Source organism: Streptomyces sp. NPDC002004 (genome assembly GCF_053593975.1).
On the sequence record NZ_JBSFDP010000014.1, the window covers coordinates 125111 to 150163 of the forward strand.

At 71.3% G+C, this 25053-nt stretch carries 21 protein-coding genes; 12 read left to right on the forward strand and 9 right to left on the reverse strand.

All coding sequences use genetic code 11. The features are described 5' to 3' along the window. Positions 1-69: 69 nt before the first annotated feature. Positions 70-1362: an MFS transporter gene (locus ACWCP6_RS22025; protein ID WP_450934185.1), complete on the forward strand. Its 1293-nt coding sequence runs from the start codon at positions 70-72 to the stop codon at positions 1360-1362. An 86-nt stretch (positions 1363-1448) separates the two neighbouring features. Here the strand turns inward: ACWCP6_RS22025 and glgX are convergent, their stop codons facing one another. Beyond that, positions 1449-3566, reverse strand: a complete 2118-nt coding sequence (gene glgX, locus ACWCP6_RS22030) for a glycogen debranching protein GlgX (protein WP_450934186.1) — start codon at positions 3564-3566, stop codon at positions 1449-1451. Between the two features lie 159 nt (positions 3567-3725). Here glgX and ACWCP6_RS22035 point away from each other — a divergent pair, with 159 nt between their 5' ends. The 4 genes from ACWCP6_RS22035 to ACWCP6_RS22050 all read left to right on the forward strand — a co-directional run bounded on the left by ACWCP6_RS22035 (position 3726) and on the right by ACWCP6_RS22050 (position 8109). After that, the gene (locus tag ACWCP6_RS22035; RefSeq protein ID WP_450934187.1) at positions 3726-4517 is read left to right on the forward strand and encodes a Tat pathway signal sequence domain protein; all 792 of its coding nucleotides are present in this window, start codon (positions 3726-3728) and stop codon (positions 4515-4517) included. 41 nt (positions 4518-4558) lie between these two features. Then, the gene (locus ACWCP6_RS22040) at positions 4559-5881 is read left to right on the forward strand and encodes a copper amine oxidase (RefSeq protein WP_450934188.1); all 1323 of its coding nucleotides are present in this window, start codon (positions 4559-4561) and stop codon (positions 5879-5881) included. Positions 5882-5980: 99 nt separating this feature from the next. After that, positions 5981-7222 (forward strand): SAV2148 family HEPN domain-containing protein, encoded by a 1242-nt coding sequence (locus ACWCP6_RS22045; protein ID WP_450934189.1) that lies wholly within the window; start codon positions 5981-5983, stop codon positions 7220-7222. Positions 7223-7386: 164 nt separating this feature from the next. Then, entirely contained in the window at positions 7387-8109 is a 723-nt protein-coding gene (locus ACWCP6_RS22050; protein ID WP_450934190.1) for an exonuclease domain-containing protein, read from the forward strand. Between the two features lie 199 nt (positions 8110-8308). On the opposite strand, the gene ACWCP6_RS22055 is transcribed toward ACWCP6_RS22050, so the two are convergent. Then, a complete protein-coding gene (locus tag ACWCP6_RS22055) occupies positions 8309-9529 on the reverse strand; it encodes an MFS transporter (protein ID WP_450934191.1) in 1221 nt (406 codons plus the stop codon). A 65-nt stretch (positions 9530-9594) separates the two neighbouring features. Here ACWCP6_RS22055 and ACWCP6_RS22060 point away from each other — a divergent pair, with 65 nt between their 5' ends. After that, positions 9595-9972, forward strand: a complete 378-nt coding sequence (locus ACWCP6_RS22060) for a MerR family transcriptional regulator (RefSeq protein WP_450934192.1) — start codon at positions 9595-9597, stop codon at positions 9970-9972. 77 nt (positions 9973-10049) lie between these two features. Here ACWCP6_RS22060 and ACWCP6_RS22065 read toward each other — a convergent pair whose 3' ends face one another. Next, positions 10050-10916 (reverse strand): phosphotransferase enzyme family protein, encoded by an 867-nt coding sequence (locus ACWCP6_RS22065; RefSeq protein WP_450934193.1) that lies wholly within the window; start codon positions 10914-10916, stop codon positions 10050-10052. A 194-nt stretch (positions 10917-11110) separates the two neighbouring features. Between ACWCP6_RS22065 and mgt the strand changes: the two genes are divergently transcribed. Both mgt and ACWCP6_RS22075 read left to right on the forward strand, forming a co-directional pair. Then, positions 11111-12325 carry a macrolide-inactivating glycosyltransferase gene (gene mgt / locus ACWCP6_RS22070; protein ID WP_450934194.1) on the forward strand — a complete coding sequence of 405 codons (1215 nt, stop codon included), beginning with the start codon at positions 11111-11113 and terminating at the stop codon, positions 12323-12325. Between the two features lie 175 nt (positions 12326-12500). Beyond that, positions 12501-13592, forward strand: coding sequence for a CDP-alcohol phosphatidyltransferase family protein (locus tag ACWCP6_RS22075; RefSeq protein ID WP_450934195.1), 1092 nt, complete (start codon positions 12501-12503; stop codon positions 13590-13592). A 78-nt stretch (positions 13593-13670) separates the two neighbouring features. On the opposite strand, the gene ACWCP6_RS22080 is transcribed toward ACWCP6_RS22075, so the two are convergent. Continuing rightward, entirely contained in the window at positions 13671-15929 is a 2259-nt protein-coding gene (locus ACWCP6_RS22080; RefSeq protein WP_450934196.1) for an MMPL family transporter, read from the reverse strand. Between the two features lie 399 nt (positions 15930-16328). Between ACWCP6_RS22080 and ACWCP6_RS22085 the strand changes: the two genes are divergently transcribed. The 4 genes from ACWCP6_RS22085 to ACWCP6_RS22100 all read left to right on the forward strand — a co-directional run bounded on the left by ACWCP6_RS22085 (position 16329) and on the right by ACWCP6_RS22100 (position 19253). Then, positions 16329-17537: a S8 family peptidase gene (locus ACWCP6_RS22085; protein ID WP_450934197.1), complete on the forward strand. Its 1209-nt coding sequence runs from the start codon at positions 16329-16331 to the stop codon at positions 17535-17537. Positions 17538-17640: 103 nt separating this feature from the next. Further along, entirely contained in the window at positions 17641-18189 is a 549-nt protein-coding gene (locus ACWCP6_RS22090; protein ID WP_450934198.1) for a DUF1697 domain-containing protein, read from the forward strand. Then, complete coding sequence (locus ACWCP6_RS22095) at positions 18182-18562, forward strand: nuclear transport factor 2 family protein (protein ID WP_450934199.1); 381 nt, start codon at positions 18182-18184, stop codon at positions 18560-18562. Before ACWCP6_RS22090 ends, ACWCP6_RS22095 begins: the two co-directional genes overlap by 8 nt. Positions 18563-18641: 79 nt before the next feature. Then, positions 18642-19253: a mycothiol-dependent nitroreductase Rv2466c family protein gene (locus tag ACWCP6_RS22100; RefSeq protein WP_450934200.1), complete on the forward strand. Its 612-nt coding sequence runs from the start codon at positions 18642-18644 to the stop codon at positions 19251-19253. A 640-nt stretch (positions 19254-19893) separates the two neighbouring features. On the opposite strand, the gene ACWCP6_RS22105 is transcribed toward ACWCP6_RS22100, so the two are convergent. From ACWCP6_RS22105 to ACWCP6_RS22125, 5 genes are all read right to left on the reverse strand, one after another. Continuing rightward, a complete protein-coding gene (locus tag ACWCP6_RS22105; RefSeq protein WP_450934201.1) occupies positions 19894-20634 on the reverse strand; it encodes a sirohydrochlorin chelatase in 741 nt (246 codons plus the stop codon). Between the two features lie 6 nt (positions 20635-20640). Continuing rightward, positions 20641-21558, reverse strand: a complete 918-nt coding sequence (locus tag ACWCP6_RS22110; protein ID WP_450934202.1) for an ABC transporter permease — start codon at positions 21556-21558, stop codon at positions 20641-20643. Next, the gene (locus tag ACWCP6_RS22115; protein ID WP_450934203.1) at positions 21545-22333 is read right to left on the reverse strand and encodes an ABC transporter ATP-binding protein; all 789 of its coding nucleotides are present in this window, start codon (positions 22331-22333) and stop codon (positions 21545-21547) included. The genes ACWCP6_RS22110 and ACWCP6_RS22115 overlap by 14 nt, the downstream gene beginning before the upstream one ends. Positions 22334-22369: 36 nt before the next feature. After that, positions 22370-23491, reverse strand: coding sequence for an aliphatic sulfonate ABC transporter substrate-binding protein (locus tag ACWCP6_RS22120; protein WP_450934204.1), 1122 nt, complete (start codon positions 23489-23491; stop codon positions 22370-22372). A gap of 227 nt (positions 23492-23718) precedes the next feature. Continuing rightward, positions 23719-25053 (reverse strand): sulfate adenylyltransferase subunit 1, encoded by a 1335-nt coding sequence (locus tag ACWCP6_RS22125; protein ID WP_450934205.1) that lies wholly within the window; start codon positions 25051-25053, stop codon positions 23719-23721.

Below are 25053 nucleotides of genomic sequence, written 5' to 3' on the forward strand. Positions count from 1 at the left end.
CCCGGATGGGCGTGTTTCGTGTCATCGGCGCATGCAGGTGGCCCCGCGCGCGTGACTAGCGTTCGAACGATGGCAACCACGTCCCAGGGCACCCTGGACACCTATCGCAAGGTCGTCGGCCTGACGGGGGCCCTGCTCCCGGTGGTCTCCTTCCTCGGCCGCCTGCCGGTCGCGATGATCCAGTTCGGGAGCGTGCTGCTCGTCGCCGCGACCAGCGGCTCCCTGGGCACCGCCGGTGCGGTCGGCGGCGCGCTCGCGGCCGGCCAGGTGGCCTGCGGGCCGGTCGTGGGACGGCTGACGGACAGGTACGGCCAACGGTCCGTGGTGCTGTGCCTCTCGCTGCTCGACGGGCTCGCCGTCGCGGGCCTGGTCGCCGGCGCCCTGGCCGGGCTCGGCACGCCGGTGCTCATCGCCCTGGGCGCCCTCGCCGGCGCCGCGGTGCCCGTCATCGGCCCGCTCGCGAGGACGCGCCTCGTCGCCCTCGCGCACCGCGCCGACGCCGACGAACGACTCCTCAACGCCGCACTGTCGTTCGAAGGCACCCTCGACGAGACCGCGTTCGTGCTCGGCCCCGGGCTCGTCGGCCTCGCCTCGGTGCTCGCTCATCCGGCGTACGCCCTGGGCGCGGCGGCGCTCCTCGTTGCCGTGTGCGGCAGTGGGTTCGCCCTCCACCCCACGGCCCGAACGGCCGGGGCGGCAGCGGCGGACGCGGCGGCCGAGCGGCCGGGGCGCGCGTCGCGGACCCGTCCGCGCATGCCCCGCTCCGTCCACGGCCTGCGGGCTGCCCTCGCCCTCCAGGGCGCCATGTTCGGCGCCTGCCAGGCCGGTATCGCGGCCCTGACCGAGCGGCTGGGGCAGCCGGACCAGGCCGGCCTCGTGTACGCCGCCATGGGCGTCATGAGCGCCGTCGCCGGTCTGTCCCTGGCCGCCGTCCCCGCCCGCATGGGACTGCGGCTGCGCTGGCGTCTGGCCACAGGCGCCGCCCTGCTGCTGTCCCTTCCGCTGCTGTGGGCGGACGGCCTGGAGGCGCTGTACGTCGAGGTCACGGTGCTCGGCGTCGCGTACGCACCGCATCTGATCACCGCGTTCGGACTCACCGAACGCGCCGTGCCGCCGTCCCGGCTCGCGGAGGCGATGGCCTTCGCGACCAGCGCGGTCGTCGGCGGACAGGCACTCTCGGTCCTCGGCGCGGGCCGGCTCGCCGAGGCGTACGGGGCGAGCGCCGCGTTCGCCGTGGCCAGCACGGCGGCCGGGCTGGCGTTCGCCATCGCCCTGGCGACCCGCCCGGCCCCGCACCACCCCCGGGGCGCCGAGCCCGGAGTCGTCCCGCAGGAGCAGCGTCCGGCCCCCGCAGGGCCGTGACCGGCCCGGCGCCCGCCAGGATCGTGACGACCCGGGACCGTGACGGCCCGGGACCGTGATGGCCCGGACCGAGCCGGACACCGTGATCAGGCCGGCCGCTGCAACACCGTCATGCTCCGGTCGACCAGGGTCAGCCGGTCCCCGGCGGACACCTTCTCGCCCATGCCCGGCGTCACCGTCTCCTTCCTGGCGGTGTCGACCACGACCTGCCACTGGTGGCCGTGGTCGACCGGCACCACGAAGTCCAGTGACTCCGGGGACGCGTTGAACATGAGCAGGAACGAGTCGTCCGCGATGCGCTCCCCGCGCGGGCCGGGTTCGGAGATCGCGTTGCCGTTGAGGAACACGGTGAGCGCCCGCGCGTGGGAGGCGCTCCAGTCGCGCTGCCGCATCTGCTCGCCCTCGGGGGTGAACCACGAGATGTCCGACAGCTCGTCGTGCGTGCCCTCGACCGGTCGGCCGTGGAAGAAGCGGCGCCTGCGGAACACCGGGTGGTCACGGCGCAGCCACACCATCGAGCGGACGAAGGACAGGCGCCTCTCGGCTTCCTCGGGGTCCTCCGGCCACGCCACCCAGGACAGCTCGTTGTCCTGGCAGTAGGCGTTGTTGTTACCTCGCTGGGTGCGCGCGAACTCGTCCCCGTGGCTGATCATCGGCACGCCCTGGGACAGCATCAGCGTCGCGAGGAAGTTGCGCATCTGCCGCTCGCGCAGTTCCAGGACCGCCTCGTCGTCGGTCTCGCCCTCCACGCCGCAGTTCCAGGACCGGTTGTGGCTCTCGCCGTCCCGGTTGTCCTCGCCGTTGGCCTCGTTGTGCTTGCCGTTGTACGAGACCAGGTCGTGCAGAGTGAAGCCGTCGTGGCAGGTCACGAAGTTGATCGAGGCGATGGGGCGGCGCCCGTCGGACTGGTACAGGTCGGACGAGCCGGTCAGCCGTGAGGCGAACTCGGCGAGGGTGCGCGGCTCGCCCCGCCACATGTCGCGCACCGTGTCGCGGTACTTGCCGTTCCACTCGGTCCACAACGGCGGAAAATTGCCCACCTGGTAGCCGCCCTCGCCGACGTCCCAGGGCTCCGCGATCAGCTTCACCTGCGAGACCACCGGGTCCTGCTGCACCAGGTCGAAGAACGACGACAGCCGGTCCACCTCGTGGAACTGCCGCGCCAGGGTCGCCGCGAGGTCGAACCGGAAGCCGTCGACGTGCATCTCGCTGACCCAGTACCGCAACGAGTCCATGATGAGCTGGAGCACGTGCGGGGAGCGCATCAGCAGCGAGTTGCCGGTGCCCGTGGTGTCCATGTAATACCGCGGATTGTCCGTGAGCCGGTAGTACGAGGCGTTGTCGAGGCCCTTGAAGGAGAGCGTCGGACCCAGGTGGTTGCCCTCGGCGGTGTGGTTGTAGACCACGTCCAGGATGACCTCGATGCCGGCCGCGTGCAGCGCGCGCACGGCCGACTTGAACTCCAGCACCTGCTGGCCCCGGTCGCCCCAGGAGGCGTAGGCGTTGTGCGGGGCGAAGAAGCCGATCGTGTTGTAGCCCCAGTAGTTGCTGATGCCCATGTCCGCGAGGCGGTGGTCGTGCACGAACTGGTGGACCGGCATCAGTTCCAGTGCCGTCACGCCGAGTTCCGTCAGATGCTCCAGGATCGCCGGGTGCGCGAGCGCCGCGTAGGTGCCGCGCAGCTCGTCCGGTAGCGCCGGGTGGCGCATCGTCAGGCCCTTCACATGGGCCTCGTAGATCACCGTGCGGTGGTAGTCGGTGCGCGGGCGGCGGTCGTCACCCCAGTCGAAGTACGGGTTGACCACCACCGAGGACATCGTGTGCGGCGCCGAGTCCATGTCGTTGCGCCGGTCGGGGGAACCGAAGTGGTAGCCGTACACCGCCTCGCCCCAGTGGATCGATCCGCTGATCGCCCGCGCGTAGGGATCCAGCAGCAGCTTCGCGGAGTTGCAGCGCATCCCCCGTTCGGGCGCGTACGGGCCGTGCACCCGGAAGCCGTAGCGCTGCCCCGGCATGACGCCGGGCAGGTACGCGTGCCGCACGAACGCGTCCGTCTCGCGCAGTTCCACGGCCGTCTCCGAGCCGTCGTCGTGCAGCAGACACAGCTCGATCCGGTGCGCGGCTTCCGAGAAGACCGCGAAGTTGGTTCCGGCGCCGTCGTACGTGGCACCGAGGGGATACGCCTGTCCAGGCCAGACCTGCATGGATACGACTCTTCCACTTCCGGCCCGGGGGGTGGGGGCCACTCCGGCCCGAGTCTCCCCGAAAGTGGCGGAACCTCCTAGGACTTCCGGACGTCCTACAGGGTGACCACATATGCCATATGCCCACTGCGGTGACAACAGGGGGAATTGGGGGAGGATGTGCGCGCGTTAGCCGGACGCCATCTGGGGAAGGTGGTGGCGGGCGCGGCGGTCGCGGCGGCCGGTGCCGCCCTGATGGTCGCCATCACCCTTCCGGGCTCGGGGGGCCCGGGGGATTCGAACGGAAAGAGAACGGCCGCCGCGGGCGCCGCACAGCGCGACGCGGTCGCGCCGGACGGCCGTGTGGAGGCCGCACCCCACGAGGGGGCGAGCGGAGTCGGCAGCGACCCGCTCACCGACGACGAGATCGCCCGCGCGGAGCGGATCGCCGTGGACCGCGGCCTGCGCGCGGCGGCCAGGGACGCGGAGGGGGACCGCGGCCCGCAGCACCTCTCCACGAACCTCGCCGAACCGGACGGGGCGGGCGCGTCGGCGGACCGCCGCGCCGAGGTCGTCTCGTACGACTACAAGAGCGACACGGTGATCACCAAGACCGTCGATCTGGCCGCGGGCAAGGTCGTGGACACCGAGCGGGCGCACGGCGTACAGCCGCCGCCCAGCCCCGACGAGCTGCGCGAGGCCGTCCGGCTGCTGATCGGTGACCCGCTCGGCAAGGGGCTGAAGGCCGACTACCGCAACGCGACGGGCAAGACCCTCACCGGCCCGGGCCAGCTGGAGCTCAGCGGCATGGTCTTCCGCAAGGAGACCGTCGCGCACGTGCCGTCCGGCCTGACCGCCTGCGGCGAGCACCGGTGCCTGCGTGTCGTCGCCAAGGTCAGGAACGGCCCGTGGATCGACACCCGCGCGATGGTCGTCGACCTCAGCGCGCACACCGTCGGCCGCCTCCGCTGAGCCACCTCACCCGTGTCCTTCTCGTACGAGGAGCCCTTCGCATGCTCGTAGAAAGACTCTCGCGCGTCCGCGCGCGGGCCGCACTCGCCCTCGGAGCCGGCGCGCTGCTGGCCGTCGCGGCGGCCGCCGGGTCCGCATCGGCCGCCGGGTCCGCCCCGGCCGCCCCGCGCCCGTCCGCGGCCGCCGCCGACTGCAGCGCCGCCTACCGCATCGACCAGACGCTCGACGGCGGCACCACCTGGCGCATGTGCTGGCACTACAACACGCTCTCCGGCCTCGTCCTCGACAAGGTCGGCTATCAGCCGAAGAGCGAGCCCAAGCCCATACCCGTGCTCACCACCGCCCGGCTCGGGCAGGTCCACGTGCCCTACGACGACGGCAAGAACGAGTACGACGACGTCACCGGCACCGACTTCGGCCGTTCCCTGCAGAACCTGCGCCCCTCGGAATGCCCGGGCGGCACCATCAAGACCGTCAAGGTGCCCGACGTGGGCAATGTGCACGGCATCTGCGTCACCACCCGCGCGCGGGGCCACGCCTACCGCCTCCACGACGACGACAGCACCGGCGGGAGCGGCAAGCTCTACAGCGCCCAGGGCAAGGACCTGCTCGTCTACACCGTCAACAAGGCCTCCTGGTACGAGTACATCACCGAGTGGCGGTTCTCGTCGGACGGCGCCATCAGCTCCAACGTCGGCGCCACGGGCAGCCTCTCGCCGTGGGACTACGACGCCGGTGACGGCCGCGGCTGGCCCATCGGCAAGGGCGCCCGCTCCTACGCCACCAGCCACAGCCACAACGTCTTCTGGCGGCTCGACTTCGGCCTCGACGGCTCCTCGAAGAGCCGGGTCGAGCAGTACGACTCCCAGGTGACCGCGCCGCACGGCAACGGCAGCCCCACCACGAAGACCACCCGCACCCCCGTCACCAAGGAACTCGCGGGCGACGCCAAGGACATGCGCTGGTGGCGCGTCGTCAGCACCGCGGGCAAGAACAAGGACGGCCACCCCAGGTCGTACGAGATCGTGCCCGGACACACCAGCAAGTTCCTGGGCCGGGCCTTCACCCGGCACGACGTGTACTTCACGCAGTACCGCAAGTGCGAGCAGTACGCGAGCGACAACCCGTCCTGCGCAACCGGCGTTCCGACGACCGTCGACAAGTGGGTGAACGGCGAGACGCTGACGCATCCGATCACCTGGGTCAACATCGGGTTCCACCATGTCGCCCGGGACGAGGACCAGCAGCCGATGCCGGTGCACTGGCAGGGGTTCTCGCTCGTCCCGCGCGATGTGACCGCTATGAATCCGCTCACTCCGGCCGACCTCGCCGATCAGAACGGCAAGCCCCGTCCCCGGAGTTGAGAAACTGCCCTGTGCATCCGGCTGCACCGCGGACCGCTCCCGGAGTACCCTTCCTTGATCGTTGAATAGGGGTGCTCGGGGGCGGAAGGCGGTGCGCGGGTGAGCTCGGGAGGGCTGGAGCTGCCTCCTGGTGACGAGGGTCACGAGGAGGGCTCCACGGAGGTCCCGCCCGGAGCGGTGTCCTTGGCGCGGCCGGTGGAGATGGGATCGCAGATCGGACCCGAACTGGACTGGGGCGCCGACGCCTGGAGCGAGGTGCGTACGCGCGCTCAACGCGCGGGCCGCGCCTACATATGGCTGAACCTCGTGGAGCAGCGGCTGCGGGCCGTCGTGGCCGCCGTTCTGCGGCCCGTCTACGAACCCGTCCACGGCGACGACTGGGTCGTCGCCGCGGCCGGGCCCGCCGGCCAGGAGTGGGTCCAGAGGGCCGTCGCCGTGCGCGAGGTGAGCCGCCGGAAGGGCTATCTGCTGGACCCCGCGGACGACAACGTCCTGAGCTTCCTCACACTGCCGCAGCTGCGCGAACTCATGGTGCAGCACTGGCCCTGCTTCGAGCCGTACTTCGACGACCGGCGCGACGTCGAACTCGCCCTGGACGAGCTGGAGGTCACGCGGAACGTCGTCTCGCGCAACCGGGCGCTGTCGGAAGCCGTGCTCGCCCAGGCCGAGCGCGCCTCGGCGCGGCTCCTGGAGATGCTGGGGGCGGGTTCGGACGCGCCGTCGGCGCGGCGGCTGCCCGTCGATGCCGTGGAGGACCTGGTCGGCGACCGGTACGCGGACGTGGTGGGCGTGCACCCCGACCGGGTGCGGCTGCTGCGGCAGTTCCCGGCCGAGGACATCTTCGGCGATGCCAGGCGCCTCGACGCCATCGGCACGGGCCTGAATCTGCTGGTGCAGAACTTCTCGGGGCGCCGTCTGATCAGGCTCGCCGAGTCCGGCTGCCGTGTGCGGCTGCTGTTCCTCAACCCGGCCAGCAGTGCCGTGAAGCGCCGCGAGCGGGAGCTCGGCCTCAAACGCGGTGAGCTGGGCCGGTCCATCGAGATGAACATCCTGCACATGCGCCGGGTGCGCTCCCGGCTGCGCGACCCGGGCGCCTTCGAGATCCAGGTCTTCGACGAGACCCCGCGCTTCACCGCCTATCTCGTCGACGGCGACGGATCCGACGGCATAGCGGTCGTCCAGTCCTACCTCCGGAGTACCCGCGGCCTGGAGACGCCCGTCCTCGTCCTCCGGGGCGGCCGTCGCGTGGTCAAACCAGGCGAACAGGGCGAAGGGGGACTCTTTGAGGTGTATCGCGAGGAGTTCGAATCGGCGTGGACGGATTCCCGGCCGGTGTCGTGACGGGCGCGCCGGCGGACGCTGCTCCCGGCACGGTGTGTCCCGTCGGCGGAGGCGGCCTGCGAGGTGCCGGACGGCACACGAGCGGAAGGCCCGGGGCGGATTGTCAGTGGCTCGTGCGAGGGTGATGACCACTGGGGGAACGCACCACGAAGGAGGGGGCCGCCATGGCCTGGCACCGCGAGCTGCTGATCGGCTTCGACCTGGAGACGACCGGGACGGATCCGCGCGAGGCGCGCATCGTCACCGGCGCGCTGATCGAGGTCAAGGGCGGAGAGCCGGTCGGACACCGGGAGTGGCTGGCCGACCCGGGGGTCCCGATCCCGGCGGACGCGGTGGCGGTGCACGGCATCACGAACGCACGCGCGGCCGCCGAAGGCAGCCCGGCGGACCAGGTCGCGGACGCGATCGCGGCTGCCCTGGTCACGGCCTGGCAGGCGGGCGTCCCGGTCGTCGCGTACAACGCCGCCTTCGACCTGACCCTGCTCTCCGCGGAGCTGCGACGGTACGGGCTGCCGTCACTGCGTGACCGCCTCGGCGGGGTGGACCCGGCGCCCGTCATCGACCCGTACACGATCGACCGCCGGGTGGAGCGCTATCGCCGCGGCAAGCGCAATCTGGAAGCGGTCTGCGCCGAGTACGGCACGGTGCTGGACACCGCGCACGACGCCATGGCCGACGCGCTCGCGGCGGCCCGCCTCGCCTGTGCGATAGCCGAGCGCCACCCGAAGGTGGCCGCCCTCGGCCCTGCGGAGCTGCACCGGCGGCAGATCGAGTGGTACGCGGAGTGGGCCGCGGACTTCCAGGCCTTCCTGCGCCGCAAGGGCGACGAGCAGGCCGTGGTCGAGGGGACATGGCCGCTGCGCGAGCTGGTGCAACCCGTGGGGTGACGGCCGGCGGCCATGGAATCCCGGCGGCGCACGGGCAGTTGACGGGTGGGGCGGGGCAGATGGGCGCCGGACGGATCGATTGCCGAGGGGTGGGCCGGCACGTGGAGCTCCGAACGGACCGGTTGCTCCCGGCTGTTTCTGCGGGCGGTCCCCGTGGGCCCGGTGCTGGAGTGCGCCCGCGCCCCACGGGGGCCCGGATTCACGCGGCCGTGCCCGGGCGCTCGGCCGGGAAGCCGTGAGCACGGGCGCCCACGGCGGCGATGAGGCCCGGTATCAGCAGCAGGAGAACGCTCCAGGGGAAGGACGTCGCGCCCAGGGTGCCGAGCAGGATGCCGCCGATGACTCCGCCCGCGGCCATGGCGGCGTTCCACAGGGTGACCAGCATGGCCTGGGCGGCGTCCGCAGCGCCGCCTCCGGCGTCCGCGGCGGCAGTCTGCAGCAGGGTGGGGACGCCACCCCAGCCGAGGCCCCACAACAGCGCCGCAGGATAGACGAGGGCGCCGGTGCGGGTCGGCACGGCGAGCACGGCGGCCGCGGCGCCGACCAGGAGGACGCTGCCGATGGTGAGGGTGCGCAGCCGCCGGTCGATGTGGGCTCCGGTGAACCAGATGCTCAGCAGGGAGGCGATCCCGAAGGTCAGCAGGACCAGGTCGGTCGACTCGCCCATGCCGATGTGGTCGAGGAAGGTGGCGATGTAGGCGTAGAGGATGGTGTGGGCGAGGACGAAGACGAGAGTGACGAAGAGGACCGGTGCCACGCCCGGGACGGCGAGCGCCCGCAGTGTCCGGGGCCGCTCCTCCGCAAGCTGCCCCGGGTGGTCCGGGACGGTCGCGGTGATCCAGCCGAGCAGGATGAGGGTGAGGCCCGTCATGATCAGGAAGGCCACCCGCCAGCCGAGGGCCTGGCCGACGAAGGTGCCCGCGGGGACACCCAGGGAGAGGGCGACGGGGACGCCGGCCATGGCAACGGCGATCGCCTTTCCCTGGAGTTGGGCCGGTGCCATGCGGCGGGCATAGCCGGCCAGCAGGGCCCAGGCGAGTCCCGCGGCCACTCCGGCGACGAACCGGGCGATCAGGGTCAGCGGGTAGGCGGACGAGAGGGCCGTGACGGTGTTGGCCGCCGCGAATCCGGCCATGGCCGTCAACAGCAGCCGCTTGCGCCGCCATCCCGCGGTGGCGGCGGTGAGCGGTATGGCGGTGAGGGCGGTGCCGACGGCGTAGACCGTCACGGACTGACCTGCCGCGGACTCGCTCACATGGAGGCTGCCGCTCATCGCGGGGAGCACTCCGGCGGGAAGCGTCTCGGTCAGGCTGGTGATGAACACGGCCGTGGCCAGCGCCAGCAGTGCCGCCATCGGCAGCTTCTCGTCGCTGGTCGGTACCTGCCCGTCAACAGGCTCAACGGTGCTCTGGTTTGTCATGGCAGGTATGCTCAAACCTTCACATCGATGTGAAGGTCAACCTGACACCGCGTGAGGTGGAGCACATGCGCATCGGGGAGCTCTCCGAGCGGACCGGCGTCTCCCGCCGGCTCCTGCGCTATTACGAGGAGCAGGGCCTCATCGTGTCGGAACGCTGCGCGAACGGCTACCGCAGCTACGACGAACGGTTCGTGGACCGCGTCCTGCAGATCCGCGGGCTGCTCGACGCCGGGTTGCCGACCCGCATCATCAAGCAGATTCTGCCTTGCCTCGACAAGCCCCGGCTCATCGTCTTCTCCGACGCCGAGCCCGAGATGATCGCGACACTGGAAGCCGAGCTTCACCGCATGGACCGGCGCATCGAATGCCTCGCCCGCAACCGGGACGCCATCGCCGGATACCTCGAAGAAGTCCGGGCCCATGCCCGAGCGGACGCTGCCTGAGGCACCGCATGTGCCGTTGACGGACGGCGACCTGCCGGTCCGTACCCCTGACGGGCGCGGGCCGTGCGCCCGGGCCGTCAGAAGGGGTACCACCGCACCGCCGTGTCCCCGTCGCGGAGTGAGGCCACCCGGCGGCGGAACTCCGCGAGCGCCTTCGGATTGCTGGGAGCGTGCTGGGCGACCCAGGCGCAGCTCGCGGTCTCCCGGGCGCCGCGCAGCACCGCGCATCCGTCCCACGCGCGCACGTCCCAGCCGTAGGCGGCGGTGAACGCGTCGTACTCCTCGGGGGCGAGACCGTACCGGTCGCGGGACAGTGCCATCACCACGAGGTCGTGCTCGCGCAGGTCCGACGAGAAGGTCTCCAGGTCCACCAGGACCGGGCCGTCCGGGCCCACATGGACGTTGCGCGGCAGCGCGTCGCCGTGGATCGGCCCCGGCGGCAGGTGCGGTGCGAGCGCGGCTGCCGCCTCCGCGAACCCGTCGCGGCGCTCGCGCAGATACGCTGCGTCGGCCGGGTCGATCGCGTCGCCCGCGAGCCGGAGCCAGCGCTCGACGCCACCGAGCAGTTCGCGCCGGGGCAGCGTGAAGGGGGCCGCGGGCAGGGCGTGCACGATCCGCAGCAGCTCGGCCAGGTCGCGGGCTCCCGCGGCGCGCACCGGCGGGGCCAGCCGTCGCCACACGGTCACCGGGTGCCCGTCCGCCAGCAGCGGCTTCGCCTCGGCCGCCCGAACCGCCGGAACTTCTGCTTCCGCGAGCCATTCGGCGATGGCCAGCTCCCGCCGTGCCCGCTCCAGCAGTTCGGGGCTCCGCCCGATCTTGACCACCAGGTCGCCGGCGCCGAACACCGCGTTCTCGCCCAGGGCCAGCAGCTCCGCGTCCGCCGCCCCGCCGCCCGGCAGCACACCCGCGGCGGCCAGCACCTCCCGCGCCCGCGCCTCGTCCATCAGCCGCCTCCCGCTTCTCCCACGACCTGTCGTACGACCCCGGATCCCCGTGGGCATCCGCCGGCCAGTGTCGCATTCGCCCAGGTGGGGCGGGAGGCGAGGTGCGTGCGACACCCTCACGGCGAGTGTCCGCACGGGGACGGGGGCACATCAATTCAGTGGACGAGACGTATCGTCTCGTTTAGGGTGACGGCATGACCACGGACTTCACGCAGCACCGCGCCCACATCGCCATGTTCTCGATCGCGGCCCACGGCCATGTGAACCCGAGCATCGAGGTGATCCGCGAGCTTGTCGCACGCGGGCACCGGGTCACGTACGCCATCCCGCCGGCCTTCGCCGAAAAGGTCGCGGAGACCGGGGCCGAGCCCCGGATCTGGAACTCGACGCTGCCCATGGACGGGGATCCCGACGACTGGGGCACCGAACTGGTGGACAACCTCGAGCCGTTCCTGACCGACGCGATGCAGGCCCTGCCGCAGCTCGCCGAGCTGTACGCGGGCGACGAGCCGGACCTCGTCCTGTACGACATCACGGGCTATCCGGCCCGGGTGCTGGCCCACCGCTGGGACGTACCGATCGTGCAGCTCTCCCCGAACCTCGTCGCCTGGGAGGGCTATCACGAGGAGGTCGGCAAACCGATGTTCGAGCCGATGAAGCAGACGCCGCGCGGCAAGGTCTTCTACGAGACGTTCGAGCGCTGGATCACGGACAACGGCATGGACATCACCGTCGAGGACTTCATGGGCGTCCCCGACCGTTGTCTCGTGCTCATCCCGAAGGTGCTCCAGCCGAACGCCGACCGCGTCGACGAGACCCGCAACACCTTCGTCGGCGCCTGTCAGGGCGACCGGGCGAGCCAGGGCGACTGGCAGCGGCCCGCGCACGCCGAGAAGGTACTGCTCGTCTCACTGGGCTCGGCGTTCACCAAGCAGCCCGGTTTCTACCGCGCATGCGTCCAGGCGTTCGGGGATCTGCCGGGCTGGCACATGGTGCTCCAGATCGGCGCGTTCGTCGACCCGGCCGAACTCGGCACCCTGCCCGCCAACGTCGAGGTGCACTCCTGGGTGCCGCAACTCGCGATCCTCAGGCAGGCCGACGCGTTCATCACGCACGCGGGCGCGGGCGGCTGCCAGGAAGGGCTCGCCACCGGGACGCCGATGGTCGCCGTACCGCAGGCAGCCGACCAGTTCGGCAACGCCGACATGCTCCAGGGACTCGGCGTCGCGCGCCATGTACCGATGGAGGAGGCCACCGCGAGCGCCCTGCGCGAGGCCGTCCTTTCCCTCGTCGACAATCCGGAGGTCGAGCGCCGGTTCGCCGGAATCCGCAAGGAGATGGCGGCCGAGGGCGGCACGCAGCGGGCCGCCGACCTCATCGAGGCCGAACTCCCGGAGCGCGACTCCTGAGCCCGGTGTGCGCCGGACGAAAGGGGCGCGTGAGGCGGGCGACGGGCATGGACCCGGTTGCTTCGTAAGACCCTTACCCCCGGTCAAAGGTTGCGCAGGGGACTTCTTGAACATGGTGAGAACCGCTTCTTAGCGTGAGGTGAACTCTCCGTTGACGCAGGAAGTTGACCCGCCCATGCCCCGAGACATACCGCCCCTGCACGAGGTCCGCCGCATCACCCAGAAGAAGCGCGACGCGTGGTGGACCGTGCTGCTCGTCGACCCGGTCGCCACGCCACTCGTGCGGGTCACGGCGAAGTGGACGCGCATCACCCCGAACCAGATCACCTGGGCTGCGCTGCTGCTGGGCCTCGGCTCGGCCGCCTGCTTCGCCATGGGGGAGTGGCACTGGCTCGTGGCGGGGGCGCTCGTCTACCACCTGAGCTTCGTCCTGGACTGCATGGACGGCAAGGTGGCCCGACTGACCGGGCAGGGCTCCGTGTTCGGCGCCTGGCTCGACTACATCTTCGACCGTGTCCGGGTCATGGCCTGTGGCGTGGCGCTGATGGCGGGTCAGTACGAGCGCACCGGCGACATCCGCTACATCTGGCTCGCCGCTGTCGTCGTCTCCCTCGACGGCCTGCGTTACATCAACTCGTTGGAGATCTTCAAGACGCGTCACACCATGCGCAAGCAGATCAAGGCCCGCATGCGGGAGGCCCGCCGGGCCGAGGACTCCGCGGGTGTCGCCTTCATGGAGGACCTGCTGCGCGCCAACCCCGAGGCGGACGTCGAACAGGACCTGCGCAGGGCGGCCGAGGCCGGCGCCCCGGCCGAGGCGGGCCCGGCCCGCGCCGTCGCGGCCGCGGAGTCGGCGGCCGGCCCGGAGACCGTGCACCCCTTCTCCGGCCCGGACGCCGGTCACTCCTCGTCCGGCCCCGACGCCGCGTACCCCTTGTCAGGCCCGGACGCCGCGCCCCCGTCGCTCCCCGTGCAGCCCGCCCGGGTCATCGACCTCCACCAGGAGTTCCGCCACCGCTTCCCCCTGTACCTGCGGGCCCGTTCCTTCCTCCTGCGTCATCGCATCCGTACGCATCTGGTGAGCGGCATCGAGTTCCAGATGGCCGTCTTCGTCGTCGGACCGCTGCTCGACCAGGTGGTCGCCGCGACGCTCGCGGCCGGCGCCATGCTCCTCCTCTTCGAACTCGCGATTGTGTACAAGCTGTTGCTGTCGACGCGCGACTTCGGCCGGACCCTCGACTCCTTCGACGTCACCCCCGCCGCCTGAGCCACGGACAGTGGTTGTGCGGCCGGAGCGCCCGCCCCGGCCGCACACCGTCCCTGTCGCATGCCTCGGGTGCACGCCTCAGACCCGTACCTCTTCGCCCGCCGTAGCGCGCGGCGCCACGGCCGGTGCCGGCTCCTCGTCGTGCGTCAGATCGGGCAGCCGGTGCAGCCACCTCGGCAGGTACCAGTTGCGCTCGCCGAGCAGGGCCATGACCGCCGGCAGCAGCACCCCGCGGATGACCGTCGCGTCGATCAGCACCGCCGCCGCGAGGCCGACGCCCATCTGCTTCATCGACTGCATCGACAGCGTTCCGAAGATCGCGAACACCGCGACCATGATGACCGCGGCGCTCGTCACCACACCCGCCGTCGTCACCACGCCGTGCGTGATGGCGTCCTCGGTGGTACGCCCCCGCAGCCGCGCCTCGCGGATCCGGGACACCACGAACACGTGGTAGTCCATCGAGAGCCCGAAGAGGATCACGAACAGGAACAGCGGCAGCCAGGTCACGATGGCGCCCACGCCCTCCGCGCCGACCAGCGAGGCACCCCAGCCGTGCTGGAAGACCGCGACCAGGATGCCGTACGCGGCGCCCACCGAGAGCAGGTTGAGCACGATGGACGTCACGGCGATCGTCAGCGAACGGAACGACAGCAGCATCAGCAGGAAGGCGAACACCACCACGAACGCGAACACGGGCGCCACCGACCCGATGAGCTGGTCGTTGAAGTCCTTCGACCCCGCGACCTGACCGGTCACCGGGGCCTCGACCCCCGCCACCTTGCCGAGCGTCGCCGGACGCACCTCGTCACGGATGACGTCCAGGCTCCGGCCGGCCCTGTCCAGGTCGGACCCGCCGACCAGCGGCACCGACACGAACGCGACGTTCTGCGCCGCGTGCACCGTCACCTCGACCGGACCGCGCGACGCGCCCGAACTGACCGCCCGCGCCCGGAAGTCCTCCAGGGCGGCCCGCACCTTCGGCGCGTTGATGTCGTCCGCCTTCACGACCACCCGGGCGGGCTCCGAACCACCGGGGAAGGCCTCGTTGACGCGCTTGTACGTCGCCACGATCGGCAGTGAGTCACCGAACTCCTGGTCCAGTGTGAGCTGTTGCGTCCTCATGCCGAGCGCCGGAGCGGCGATCGCGACCAGCGCGCCCACCGCGACCACCAGCGAGACCACGGGCCGGGCCAGCACGACGCGCAGCACGGCTCCCCACACACGGCTCCCGTTCGCGGAGCCACGGCCGTGGTTCCCGCTCCCGCTCCTGCGCAGGAACGGGATACGGCCCTTCTCGACCCGCCCGCCGAGCAGCGACAGCAGCGCCGGGAGCACCGTCACCGAGCCGACCATCGCGACGGCGACCACCATCAGCGACGCCAGGCCCATCGCCTCGAACTCGGCGAGCCCGGTGAACAGCATGCCCGCCATCGCCACGCACACCGTCACACCCGACACGATCACGGCCCGGCCGCTCGTGGCCGCCGCGATCCGCAGCGCCGTCTCCGGGTCCCGGCCCGCCTCGCGCTCCTCGCGCTCGCGCCGCAGATAGAACAGGCAGTAGTCGACGCCGACCGCCATACCCACCAGCAGCATCACGGAGTTGGCGTTGTCGCTCATCGGCTGGAGGTGGCTGACGATTCCCATCAGACCCATCGTCGCCATGATCGCGGTGACCGCGAGCGCCACCGGCAGCAGTGCCGCCACCAGTGCGCCGAACGCGATCAGCAGAATGCCCAGCGCCACCGGAACCGCCGAGTACTCGGCCTGCTGGAAGTCGTCGCCGAACGCGTCCTTGAACGTCTTGCCCATGCTCGCGCCGCCGATCTCCTCGATCCGCAGCGCCGGATGCTCCTTCGCGACCCCGGCGACCGCGTCGAGCACGGGCTGGACGCGCTCCGCGGCGGTCGCGGCGTCCCCGCGCATGTCGAACCGGACCAGTGCGCTGCGCCCGTCCCGCGACACGGTCCTCGTGTCGTACGGGGACGTCACATGGGTGGTCCTGCCCGTGCGCCGGACGGCGGTGACGACCGCGTCCACCGCCTTGTGGAACTCCGGATCGCCGGCCTGGAGGCCGCTGCGCCGTGCCTGGAGCAGCACGCTCTCGTCGGCCGGCTGCTCGATGCCCGAGTCCTCGACGATCCGCGCCGCCCGGCTCGTCTCGCCGTTGAGCTGTCCGCTCTCCTTGACGTCGACGCGTCCGGCCGCGGAGCCGAGGCCCATCGCCAGCACGACGAACAGCACCCAGATCCCGACGGCCGCCCATCTGTGCCGTGCGCTCCAGCCTCCGGCGCGGGCGGCCAGGCCCCGTACCGGCGTTCGTCCGTTCCCCATGACGGGCCGTCCCCCTCGTGACCGCGGGCGGCCCCCTGCCGCCCGCTCCACGCCGACCGTACGGTCCGGACGAGGACCGCTCGTCGTGCTGCCCGGTGAGCCGGGACCCCGAGTTCTCCCCCCGATGGACCGGGGCCGTCTCCTCCCGAAGAAGGACGAAGCCCCTTACATCCACATGAGGTTGCACCCTGTTTCCGGGTACCCCGTGGGGGTTGTCGCATGCCCGGCTGTGGAATTTCGTCCGATTTGTTATTACGAACCCTTGTTGAACAAGTCACAGGTGCATGTAGCCCTTGATCTGCTCCCGTCAATCCGACAGGGTTTCGAGTCAACCCCCGGAGATCTTCCGGAGATCCTCGGGGTTCCCCCCACAAAAACACCACGAGGAGATCCCTCTTCATGGCAACTCACAAGCGCGCAAAGACGATCAAGCTCACTGCGGGCATAGCCACCGCTGCGACCGCGATCGGCGTGACCGTCTTCGCCGGCTCCTTCGCGGGTGCCAGTGCACCGGCCGAGGGCACGGTGTACGGGCTCGAGGCAAAGGGCGCCGTCTCGGGCAGCTTCATCGTGATGCTCGACAAGAAGGCGTCCGCGGACGCCAAGCAGGACCTCGCCAAGGAGTACGGCGGCACCCTGAAGCGGAACTACAGCTCCGCCGTCAACGGCTTCTCCGCCTCCGGCCTCTCCGAGACCGAGGCCAAGCGCCTGGCCGCCGACCCGTCCGTGTCCAAGGTCGTGCAGAACAAGAAGTTCCACATCGACGCCACGCAGGACAACCCGCCGTCGTGGGGCCTCGACCGCATCGACCAGGCCGACACCAAGGGCGACGGCAAGTACACCTACCCGGACAGCGCGGGCGAGGGCGTCACCGCCTACGTCATCGACACCGGTGTGCGCATCAGCCACAAGGACTTCGGCGGGCGTGCCTCCTACGGCTTCGACGCCGTCGACAACGACAACAACGCCGACGACGGCAACGGCCACGGCACCCACGTGGCCGGCACCATCGCCGGTGAGGCGCACGGCGTCGCCAAGAAGGCGAAGATCGTGGCCGTGCGTGTGCTCGACAACCAGGGCTCCGGCACCACCGAGCAGGTCGTCGCGGGCATCGACTGGGTCACCAAGAACCACCAGGGCCCGTCCGTCGCCAACATGAGCCTCGGCGGTGGCGCCGACCAGGCCCTCGACGACGCGGTCAGCAAGGCCATCGCCTCCGGTGTCACCTTCGCGGTCGCCGCGGGCAACGAGTCGGCCGACGCGGGCCAGGGCTCGCCGGCCCGGGTCAAGGAAGCGATCACCGTCGCCTCCTCCACCAAGGACGACAAGCAGTCGGACTTCTCCAACTTCGGTTCGGCCGTGGACATCTACGCCCCCGGCTCGGACATCACCTCCGACTGGAACACCGGCGACGACGCCACCAACACCATCTCCGGTACCTCGATGGCGACCCCGCACGTCACCGGTGCCGCCGCCGTCTACCTCTCGGGCCACAAGGACGCCAAGCCCGAGGAGGTCGCCAAGGCCCTGACGGACGGTGCGACCCCGGACAAGATCTCCAACCCCGGTGCGGGCACCCCGAACAAGCTGCTCAAGATCGTCGAGTAGCAACGGACGGTGCGCCGGGGGAGGCCCCGGCGTACCTTTCCCATGAACCGGCGGCCGCCGTGCCCACCCCCACGGGGCACGGCGGCCGCCCTATGGTGTGCCCATGACGACGACATACGCGGCGCTGCTGCGCGGCATCAACGTGGGTGGCGCCAAGAAGCTCCCGATGGCCGAGCTCCGCAGGATCCTCGGCGAGCTCGGACACGACGACGTCGCGACGTACCTTCAGAGCGGCAACGCCGTGTTCCGCAGCGGCGAGGACGACGCGGACCGGCTGGCCGCCGGACTCACGGCCGCGATCGAGAAGAACTTCGGCTTCACCGTCGACGTGCTCGTCCGCGACCACGCCTATCTCGCCGGCGTCGTCGACCGCTGCCCCTTCCCGGCCGCCGAGCTGGAGGCCAAGCAGCTGCACGTCACCTACCTCTCGGAGCCCGTGGGACCCGAGAGGTTCGAGTCCGTCGACGTGGGGGCCTTCCTGCCGGAGGAGTTCCGCATCGGCGAGCGCGAGCTCTATCTGTACGTCCCGGACGGCCTCGGCCGCTCCAAGCTCGCCGAGGCACTCGGCCGCCCCCGCCTGTACCGGGGCCTCGTCGCGACCACCCGCAACTGGAACACGGTCACCAAGCTGGTGGAGCTCACCCGTGACTGAGCGCACGCCGGCCGTCGAGGCCGCGATCCAGGCGGAACTCCGCCTCCTCGACCCCGGCATACGCCGCTCCCCGCGGCTCGTCGACGAGCTGCTGCACCCCGAGTTCACCGAGTTCGGAGCCTCCGGGCGGCGCTGGGACCGCGACGCGATGATCGAGTCGCTCGCGGCGGAGGCCGACTCCGCCGTCGGCCCCGGTGCGATGTCCCACGTCCGGGGCGTCGAGCTCGCCCCGGACGTGGTCCACCTGACGTACGACACGGACGTCGCGGGCCGCCGGGCCCATCGCAGCTCCCTGTGGCGGCTCACCGAGCGGGGCTGGCGGCTCTACTTCCACCAGGGAACCCGCTTCGGCGCCGACGCGCCGCCCCGGTAGGCGGTGAGCACAATGGCCCGTGCGGAGTGGTCCGAAGTGGCCCAGTGCGGTGCGCCACCGCGCCGATAGCGTCCATGTCATGACCACCGATACCCGCGTCGACTTCTACTTCGACCCCGCCTGCCCCTTCGCCTGGATCGCCTCCCGCTGGATGCTGGAGGTCGAGCGCGAACGCCCGATCGACCTGCGCTTCCACGTGATGAGCCTGTACCTGCACAACCTCGGCAAGGAACTGCCCGAGTGGTACCGGGAGTTCGTGGACAACTCCGTCGGACCGGTCCGGGTCGCGGTCGCCGCGGCGCGGCGGCACGGCGAGGAGGTGCTGCGCGACCTCTACACCGCGCTCGGCACGCGTATCCACGGACAGAAGAACGAGGACTTCGACGCGGTGGTGACCGAGGCGCTCGCCGAGCTGGGTCTTCCCTCGGAGCTGGCGGACGCGGCGCGGGACGCTTCGTACGACGCGGAGGTGGCTCGCCGCCACGAGGCCGGCACGGAGTCCGGCACCGGCGGTTACGTCGGTACGCCCACGATCCATGTCGACGGCACCGTGTGGTTCGGGCCGGTGCTGCGGGGGATCCCGCGCGGGGAGGAGGCGGCCCGTCTCTTCGACAGCTTCCGTGTCCTGGCCACGCACGAGGACTTCTTCGAACTCAAGCGAACCCGAACGGGCACCCTCCGCCTCACCTGACCCCACCCGGGGAGCACCCCTGGCCCCGGGCCCCAGCCGGGGCCACCCAGGACCCTGGCCCGCCCGGCACCACACCGCACGTCGCACGCCGGCCTCCCGGCGCCGGGGGCGCCCCGCCTACCCGGCACCACATCCGGCCTCCTTCAGCGGCACCCGGCACCGGGGGCTGTGCCCACCCGTTCCGCCCAGCGGAACGACTGCCCACAGCGAGGAGCGGGCCCCTCATCACCGCACCCGCCACGGCAGGAAAGCCGCCGAACCGGCCGGAGGGGGCGTGGCGGGACCTCCGCCCGCAGTGGCCGGCGCGCAAGTGCCGAGTGGCTGAACGTGTGACGGAGGCGCGCCGGTCCGAGGACGGAGGTCCCGGCGCGCACCCGACCCACCACGAGGCGAGGCGCACCGCCCAAGCACCGCAGGCCGGACGCGACCCCGACCCACGACGGATAAGCGGCGCGACCCCACCCACGACGGACAAGCGGCGCGCACCCGACCCACGACGGACAAACGGCGCACCCAACCACCCTCGGTCAACCGCCGGCGCCGCAGGTGCACCCACCGCGCGTAGGCGTGGAAGCCCGGGCCGGGGTGCACAGAGGGGAGACCCCGACCAGGGACACCGTTCCCCGGGCCGGCCCGAGGCCTACGCCGGGACGGCCATCGGCCTCTCGGCCGCCACCGCCCCGTCGTACCGCTCCAGCAGCACCCGCGCCACCTCCGGCGCCGCCCCCAGCACGTCGGCGAGCACGTCGGCCTCCGCGGCGCCGCGGGCGATGCGGTCCGGGAGGAAACCGGGCGCGAGGACATAGGGGGCGACCGCGACCCGGTCGACCCCCTCCGCACGGAGGGCGCGCACCGCGTCCTCCGTGCGGGGAAGGGATGCGGAGGCGAACGCAGGCCGCACGGCGCACCAACCGGTACGCCGCCACTCCCGCGCGATTTCAGCGATCACTGCGATCGCCTCCGGGTCCGATGAGCCCGCCGAGGCCAGCACGACCCCGGTCGAGGCCTTGTCGGCGGGGTCGAGCCCCGCCTCGTACAGCCGTCGCTCCAGCGCGGCCGTCAGCAGCGGCGACGGGCCGAGCACATCGGCCTGCCGGATCCGCAGCCGGGCCGGCGCCGCCCGGAGCACCGCCGGAATGTCCGCCTTGGCGTGGAAGGCACGGGTCAGCAGCAGCGGAAGGGCGACGACGTCGCGCACCCCTTCCGCGGCGAGCGACTCCAGCACACCCCGCACGGAGGGGACGTTGAAGTCCAGGAACCCCGTCTCCACGCGCACCCCGGGCCGCTGCGACCGCACCCGCTCCACGAGGGCGTGCACGGTCGCGGCATGGCGCGGGTCGCGGCTGCCGTGGGCGATGACCAGGAGGACCGGGCGGTGCATGGCGACTCAGCTCCTCACGAGGAGTCCGCGGCTGCGCAGCACCCACCGCTCCAGCGGGCTGAAGATCAGCAGGTCGATGGCGATGCCGACGGTCAGGATGAGGAAGATGGAGAGGAAGACCAGCGACATGGAGCTGGTGTTGCGGCCGTTCTCCAGCAGCTGCCCGAGCCCCACGCCCAGGTCGGGCGACGACGCGATGATCTCCGCGGCCATCAGCGACCGCCAGGAGAACGCCCAGCCCTGCTTCAGGCCGGCCACATAGCCGGGCAGGGCCGCCGGCATGACGATGTGCCACGTGCCGCGCAGCCCGGTGGCGCCGAGCGTGCGGCCCGCCCGCAGGAAGAGCGGCGGCACCTGGTCGACACCCGACACCAGGCCGTTGGCGATCGACGGGACGGCGCCGAGCAGGACCACGGCGTACATCATCGAGTCGTTGAGGCCGAGCCAGATCACGGCCGGGGGCACCCACGCCACGGAGGGCAGGGACTGCAGGCCGGACAGGATCGGCCCGATGGCCGCGCGCACGAACCTGACGCGCGCCACCAGCAGACCGAGCGGCGTGCCGATCGCGAGGGCCAGCAGGAAGCCGAGCAGGCCCCTCGAGACGCTGGTCCAGATGTAGTCGAGCAGGGTGCCCTGCAGCCAGGCGTCGGTCACCTCGCCCCACACCGCGGACGGCGAGGGGAGCTTGCTCGGGTCGGTGACGACGCGGAAGGAGAGCAGCCCCTGCCACACCACCAGCACCAGCGCGACGGCGACGAGCGGCGGCAGGATCTTCCGTACGAAGGTCTCGCGCAGCGGCGTACGGCTGGTCTGAACGGCCTCCAGCGCGTCCAGGCCCGCTTCCAGACCGGCCAGGTCGTGGGCGTCGGTGTCGGCCTTGCCCTCGGGTGTGCGGTCCGTCGTCGTGTCAGTGCTGGCCATGGCGGCGGATCTCCCCACGCAGTTGTTCGGTGATCTCCAGCGACAGCTCCGCCACGGCGGCGTCCTCGATGCGCCGCGGCTGCGGTATGTCGACCGTCCACTCGCGTGCCACCCGGCCGGGCCGGGACGACAGCAGGACGACGCGCTGTGCGAGCCGCACCGCCTCGCGCACGTTGTGCGTGACGAACAGGACCGACAGCTTCGTCTCGCGCCAGATACGGGTCAGCTCGTCGTGCAGGACGTCCCGCGTGATCGCGTCGAGCGCCGCGAACGGCTCGTCCATGAGGAGCAGCCCGCTGTCCTGCGCGAGCGCGCGGGCCAGCGCGACCCGCTGCCGCATTCCGCCGGAGAGCTCGTGCACCCGCTTGCCGTGCGCGCCCTTCAGACGTACGAGCTCCAGCAGCTCCTCGGCCTGCGCACGGCGCTCGGACTTCGGTACGCCCCTGAGCCTGAGGGCGAGTTCGATGTTCTTGCCCGCGGTCAGCCACGGGAACAGGGCGTGCTCCTGGAACATCAGGGCCGGGCGGCCGTTGGTCGTGATACTGCCCGCGGTCGGGGCGTCCAGCCCGGCGACCAGGTTGAGCAGGGTCGACTTGCCGCAACCGGAAGCCCCCAGGAGGGTGACGAACTCGCCCGGTGCGACATCGAGGGTGATGTCGTCGAGGACGAGCTGCTGCCCGGCGGGCCCGGCGAAGGACTTCGAGACGTGCTCGATCCGCGCGGCCTGGCCGGCCGCTGCGACGCCGTCAGCGGCCTTGGCGAGGGTGGTGGCCATGGTCGTCACCTCCTGGGAACTGTCGGTTTCCGGGCTCTACTTGACGCCGAGACCGGCGTCGGCGACCGTCGGCCGGCCCTCGTCCTTGAGGACCTTGTTCAGCAGCCTGAGGTCGTAGATGCCCTTCAGGTCGGGCTTGTCCAGCAGGCCCGCCTTGACCGCGTGCGCGGCCTCGGTGCCGAGGGTTCCGGCCAGCGGGTCGTCGGTGGTCTGGATGGACTTCCAGGCCGGGTCGAGGACGTCCGCCGGGAGCTCCTTGCCCGAGTCGGCCTTCAGCTGGGCGTTCGCCGCGGCCTTCGCCTTGTCCGGGTTGGACTTGATCCACGCGTTGGTCCTGACCGAGCCGCGCAGCACGGCCTCGACGACCTTCGGGTGCTCCTCGAGGAACTTCTGCGACACGATGATGTTCGTGATCACGAACTTCTTGTCGGGCCACAGCGAGGACTCGTCGAGCAGCACCTTGCCGCCCTCGGCGACCAGCTTGGACGCGGTCGGCTCGGGCACCCAGGCGCCGTCGAGGGAACCGGACTTGTAGGCGTCCGGGGTGATCTTGTTGTCCGTGCGGACGACGGAGACGTCGCCCTTGCCGCTCTGCGCGTCGACCTTCCAGCCCTTCTCGGCGATCCAGTTGAGGAAGGCCACGTCCTGGGTGTTGCCGAGCTGCGGGGTGGCGATCTTCTTGCCCTTGATGTCGTTCAGGCTCTTGATCTTCTTCGGGTTGACCACCAGCTTCACCCCGCCGGACGCGGAGCCGCCGATGATGCGCAGGCTCTTGCCCTGGGACTTGGTGTAGCCGTTGATGGACGGCGAGGGGCCGATCCAGCCGATGTCGATGGAGCCGGAGTTGAGCGCCTCGATCTCGGAGGGCCCGGCGTTGAAGGTCGTGTACTGCGCCTTGGTGGCACCCAGCTCCTTCTGGAACAGACCCTGCTGGCGGCCGACGAGGGCGGTGGCGTGGGTGAGGTTGCCGAAGTAGCCGATCTTGACGGAGCCGAGGCCGTCGATCTTCTTGGCCCCGGCGGCGACCTGGGCGTTGTCGTTCTTCTCGGCGTCCGCGGTGGAGCCGTAGCCGCAGGCGGTGGCGGCGAGCGCGAGCAGCGGCAGGGTGGTGGCGGCGACGAGGCCGCGGCGCAGGGACGCGCGGGAACTGGCAGGCACGGGAGGGTGTCCTCTCGGTGGCCCGGCGGTCACGCTCTCAGGGGCGTGGCCGGGGGACGGAATGTCTTCGTTTCCTTCGAACGGCGTGGGGGGTCAGGGCGCGCATGCAGTGCGCGTACGTCATCGCGCACATCGCGCGACTCCGCCCTGACCGCTGCCGAGGGCGCCGCTGCCCACGCGGCCGCCCTCCTTGGCGAAGGTCGAGTAGACGTCCTTGGTGGTCATGGCTAGAAGTCCCACCCGTCGTCGTCGGACTCGGACTTGACCGGCTCCGGCGCGGCGAACGACTCGCCGACCATGCCTGCGGTGAGCGTGGTCCCGTCGGACGGGTCGATGAGGATGAACGAGCCGGTGCGGCGCGAGTCTGCGTAGGAGTCGGCCGGCAGCGGTTCGGCGGTGCGGATCTTGACGCGGCCGATGTCGTTGGCGACGAGCTGCCCCGGGTGCGGGTGCAGGGACAGGTCGTCGAGGGTCAGCCGCGAGGGGATGTCCTTGACGATCGCCTTGACCGTGCGGGTGCCGTGCTTGAGCAGCACGCGGTGGCCGACGGTGAGCGGCTGGTCCGCGACGTGGCAGACCGTCGCCTCGACGTCCTGCGTGGTCGCCGGCGCGTCACCGCTCGGGACGATCAGATCGCCCCGGGAGATGTCGATGTCGTCCTCCAGCAGGAGGGTGACGGACTGCGGCGTCCAGGCGGCGTCGACGGACTCGCCGAGCACGTCGATGCCGGCGATCTTCGAGGTGCGCCCCGACGGCAGGACGGTGACCTCCTCGCCGACCCGGAAGGTGCCGGCCGCGATCTGGCCCGCGTAGCCCCGGTAGTCGGGGAGTTCGGCGGTCTGCGGCCGGATCACGTACTGCACCGGCAGCCGGGCGTGGCAGTGCGCCAGGTCGTGGCTGACGGCGACGGTCTCCAGGTGCTCCAGAACGGTGGGGCCGCCGTACCAGTCCATGGTCGCGGAGGGCTCCACGACGTTGTCGCCGGCGAGCGCCGAGATCGGGATCGCGGTGACCTCGGGCACGCCCAGCTCGGTGGCGTATGCCGTGAACTCCTCGGCGATCTTGGCGAAGACCGGCTCGGCGTAGTCGACGAGGTCCATCTTGTTCACCGCGAGCACGACATGGGGCACGCGCAGCAGCGCGGCGATGGCGGCGTGGCGGCGGGTCTGCTCGACGACGCCGTTGCGGGCGTCGACGAGGATCACGGTCAGTTCGGCGGTGGACGCGCCGGTGACCATGTTCCGCGTGTACTGCACATGGCCGGGTGTGTCGGCGAGGATGAACCGGCGCCGCGGAGTGGCGAAGTAACGGTACGCCACGTCGATCGTGATGCCCTGCTCGCGCTCGGCGCGCAGGCCGTCGGTGAGCAGGGCCAGGTCGGGGGTGTCCTGGCCGCGGTTGCGGGAGGCGTGCTCGACGGCCTCCAGCTGGTCCGCGAGGACCGACTTGGAGTCGTGCAGCAGCCGTCCGACCAGGGTCGACTTGCCGTCGTCGACGGAGCCGGCGGTGGCGAACCGCAGCAGCGTGGTGGCCGAGAGTTCCTCGGTCGTGGTCGTGCTCAT

What these genes read in the sequence shown, in the direction of transcription:
- glgX (WP_450934186.1), bottom strand. Translation starts at nt 3,566, where the DNA reads ATGCAGGTCTGGCCTGGACAGGCGTATCCCCTCGGTGCCACGTACGAC.
- ACWCP6_RS22065 (WP_450934193.1), bottom strand. Translation starts at nt 10,916, where the DNA reads ATGGACGAGGCGCGGGCGCGGGAGGTGCTGGCCGCCGCGGGTGTGCTG.
- ACWCP6_RS22075 (WP_450934195.1), top strand. Translation starts at nt 12,501, where the DNA reads ATGCCCCGAGACATACCGCCCCTGCACGAGGTCCGCCGCATCACCCAG.
- ACWCP6_RS22040 (WP_450934188.1), top strand. Translation starts at nt 4,559, where the DNA reads ATGCTCGTAGAAAGACTCTCGCGCGTCCGCGCGCGGGCCGCACTCGCC.
- ACWCP6_RS22085 (WP_450934197.1), top strand. Translation starts at nt 16,329, where the DNA reads ATGGCAACTCACAAGCGCGCAAAGACGATCAAGCTCACTGCGGGCATA.
- ACWCP6_RS22105 (WP_450934201.1), bottom strand. Translation starts at nt 20,634, where the DNA reads ATGCACCGCCCGGTCCTCCTGGTCATCGCCCACGGCAGCCGCGACCCG.
- ACWCP6_RS22025 (WP_450934185.1), top strand. Translation starts at nt 70, where the DNA reads ATGGCAACCACGTCCCAGGGCACCCTGGACACCTATCGCAAGGTCGTC.
- ACWCP6_RS22110 (WP_450934202.1), bottom strand. Translation starts at nt 21,558, where the DNA reads ATGGCCAGCACTGACACGACGACGGACCGCACACCCGAGGGCAAGGCC.
- ACWCP6_RS22100 (WP_450934200.1), top strand. Translation starts at nt 18,642, where the DNA reads ATGACCACCGATACCCGCGTCGACTTCTACTTCGACCCCGCCTGCCCC.
- ACWCP6_RS22090 (WP_450934198.1), top strand. Translation starts at nt 17,641, where the DNA reads ATGACGACGACATACGCGGCGCTGCTGCGCGGCATCAACGTGGGTGGC.
- ACWCP6_RS22055 (WP_450934191.1), bottom strand. Translation starts at nt 9,529, where the DNA reads ATGACAAACCAGAGCACCGTTGAGCCTGTTGACGGGCAGGTACCGACC.
- mgt (WP_450934194.1), top strand. Translation starts at nt 11,111, where the DNA reads ATGACCACGGACTTCACGCAGCACCGCGCCCACATCGCCATGTTCTCG.
- ACWCP6_RS22050 (WP_450934190.1), top strand. Translation starts at nt 7,387, where the DNA reads ATGGCCTGGCACCGCGAGCTGCTGATCGGCTTCGACCTGGAGACGACC.
- ACWCP6_RS22060 (WP_450934192.1), top strand. Translation starts at nt 9,595, where the DNA reads ATGCGCATCGGGGAGCTCTCCGAGCGGACCGGCGTCTCCCGCCGGCTC.
- ACWCP6_RS22125 (WP_450934205.1), bottom strand. Translation starts at nt 25,053, where the DNA reads ATGAGCACGACCACGACCGAGGAACTCTCGGCCACCACGCTGCTGCGG.
- ACWCP6_RS22115 (WP_450934203.1), bottom strand. Translation starts at nt 22,333, where the DNA reads ATGGCCACCACCCTCGCCAAGGCCGCTGACGGCGTCGCAGCGGCCGGC.
- ACWCP6_RS22080 (WP_450934196.1), bottom strand. Translation starts at nt 15,929, where the DNA reads ATGGGGAACGGACGAACGCCGGTACGGGGCCTGGCCGCCCGCGCCGGA.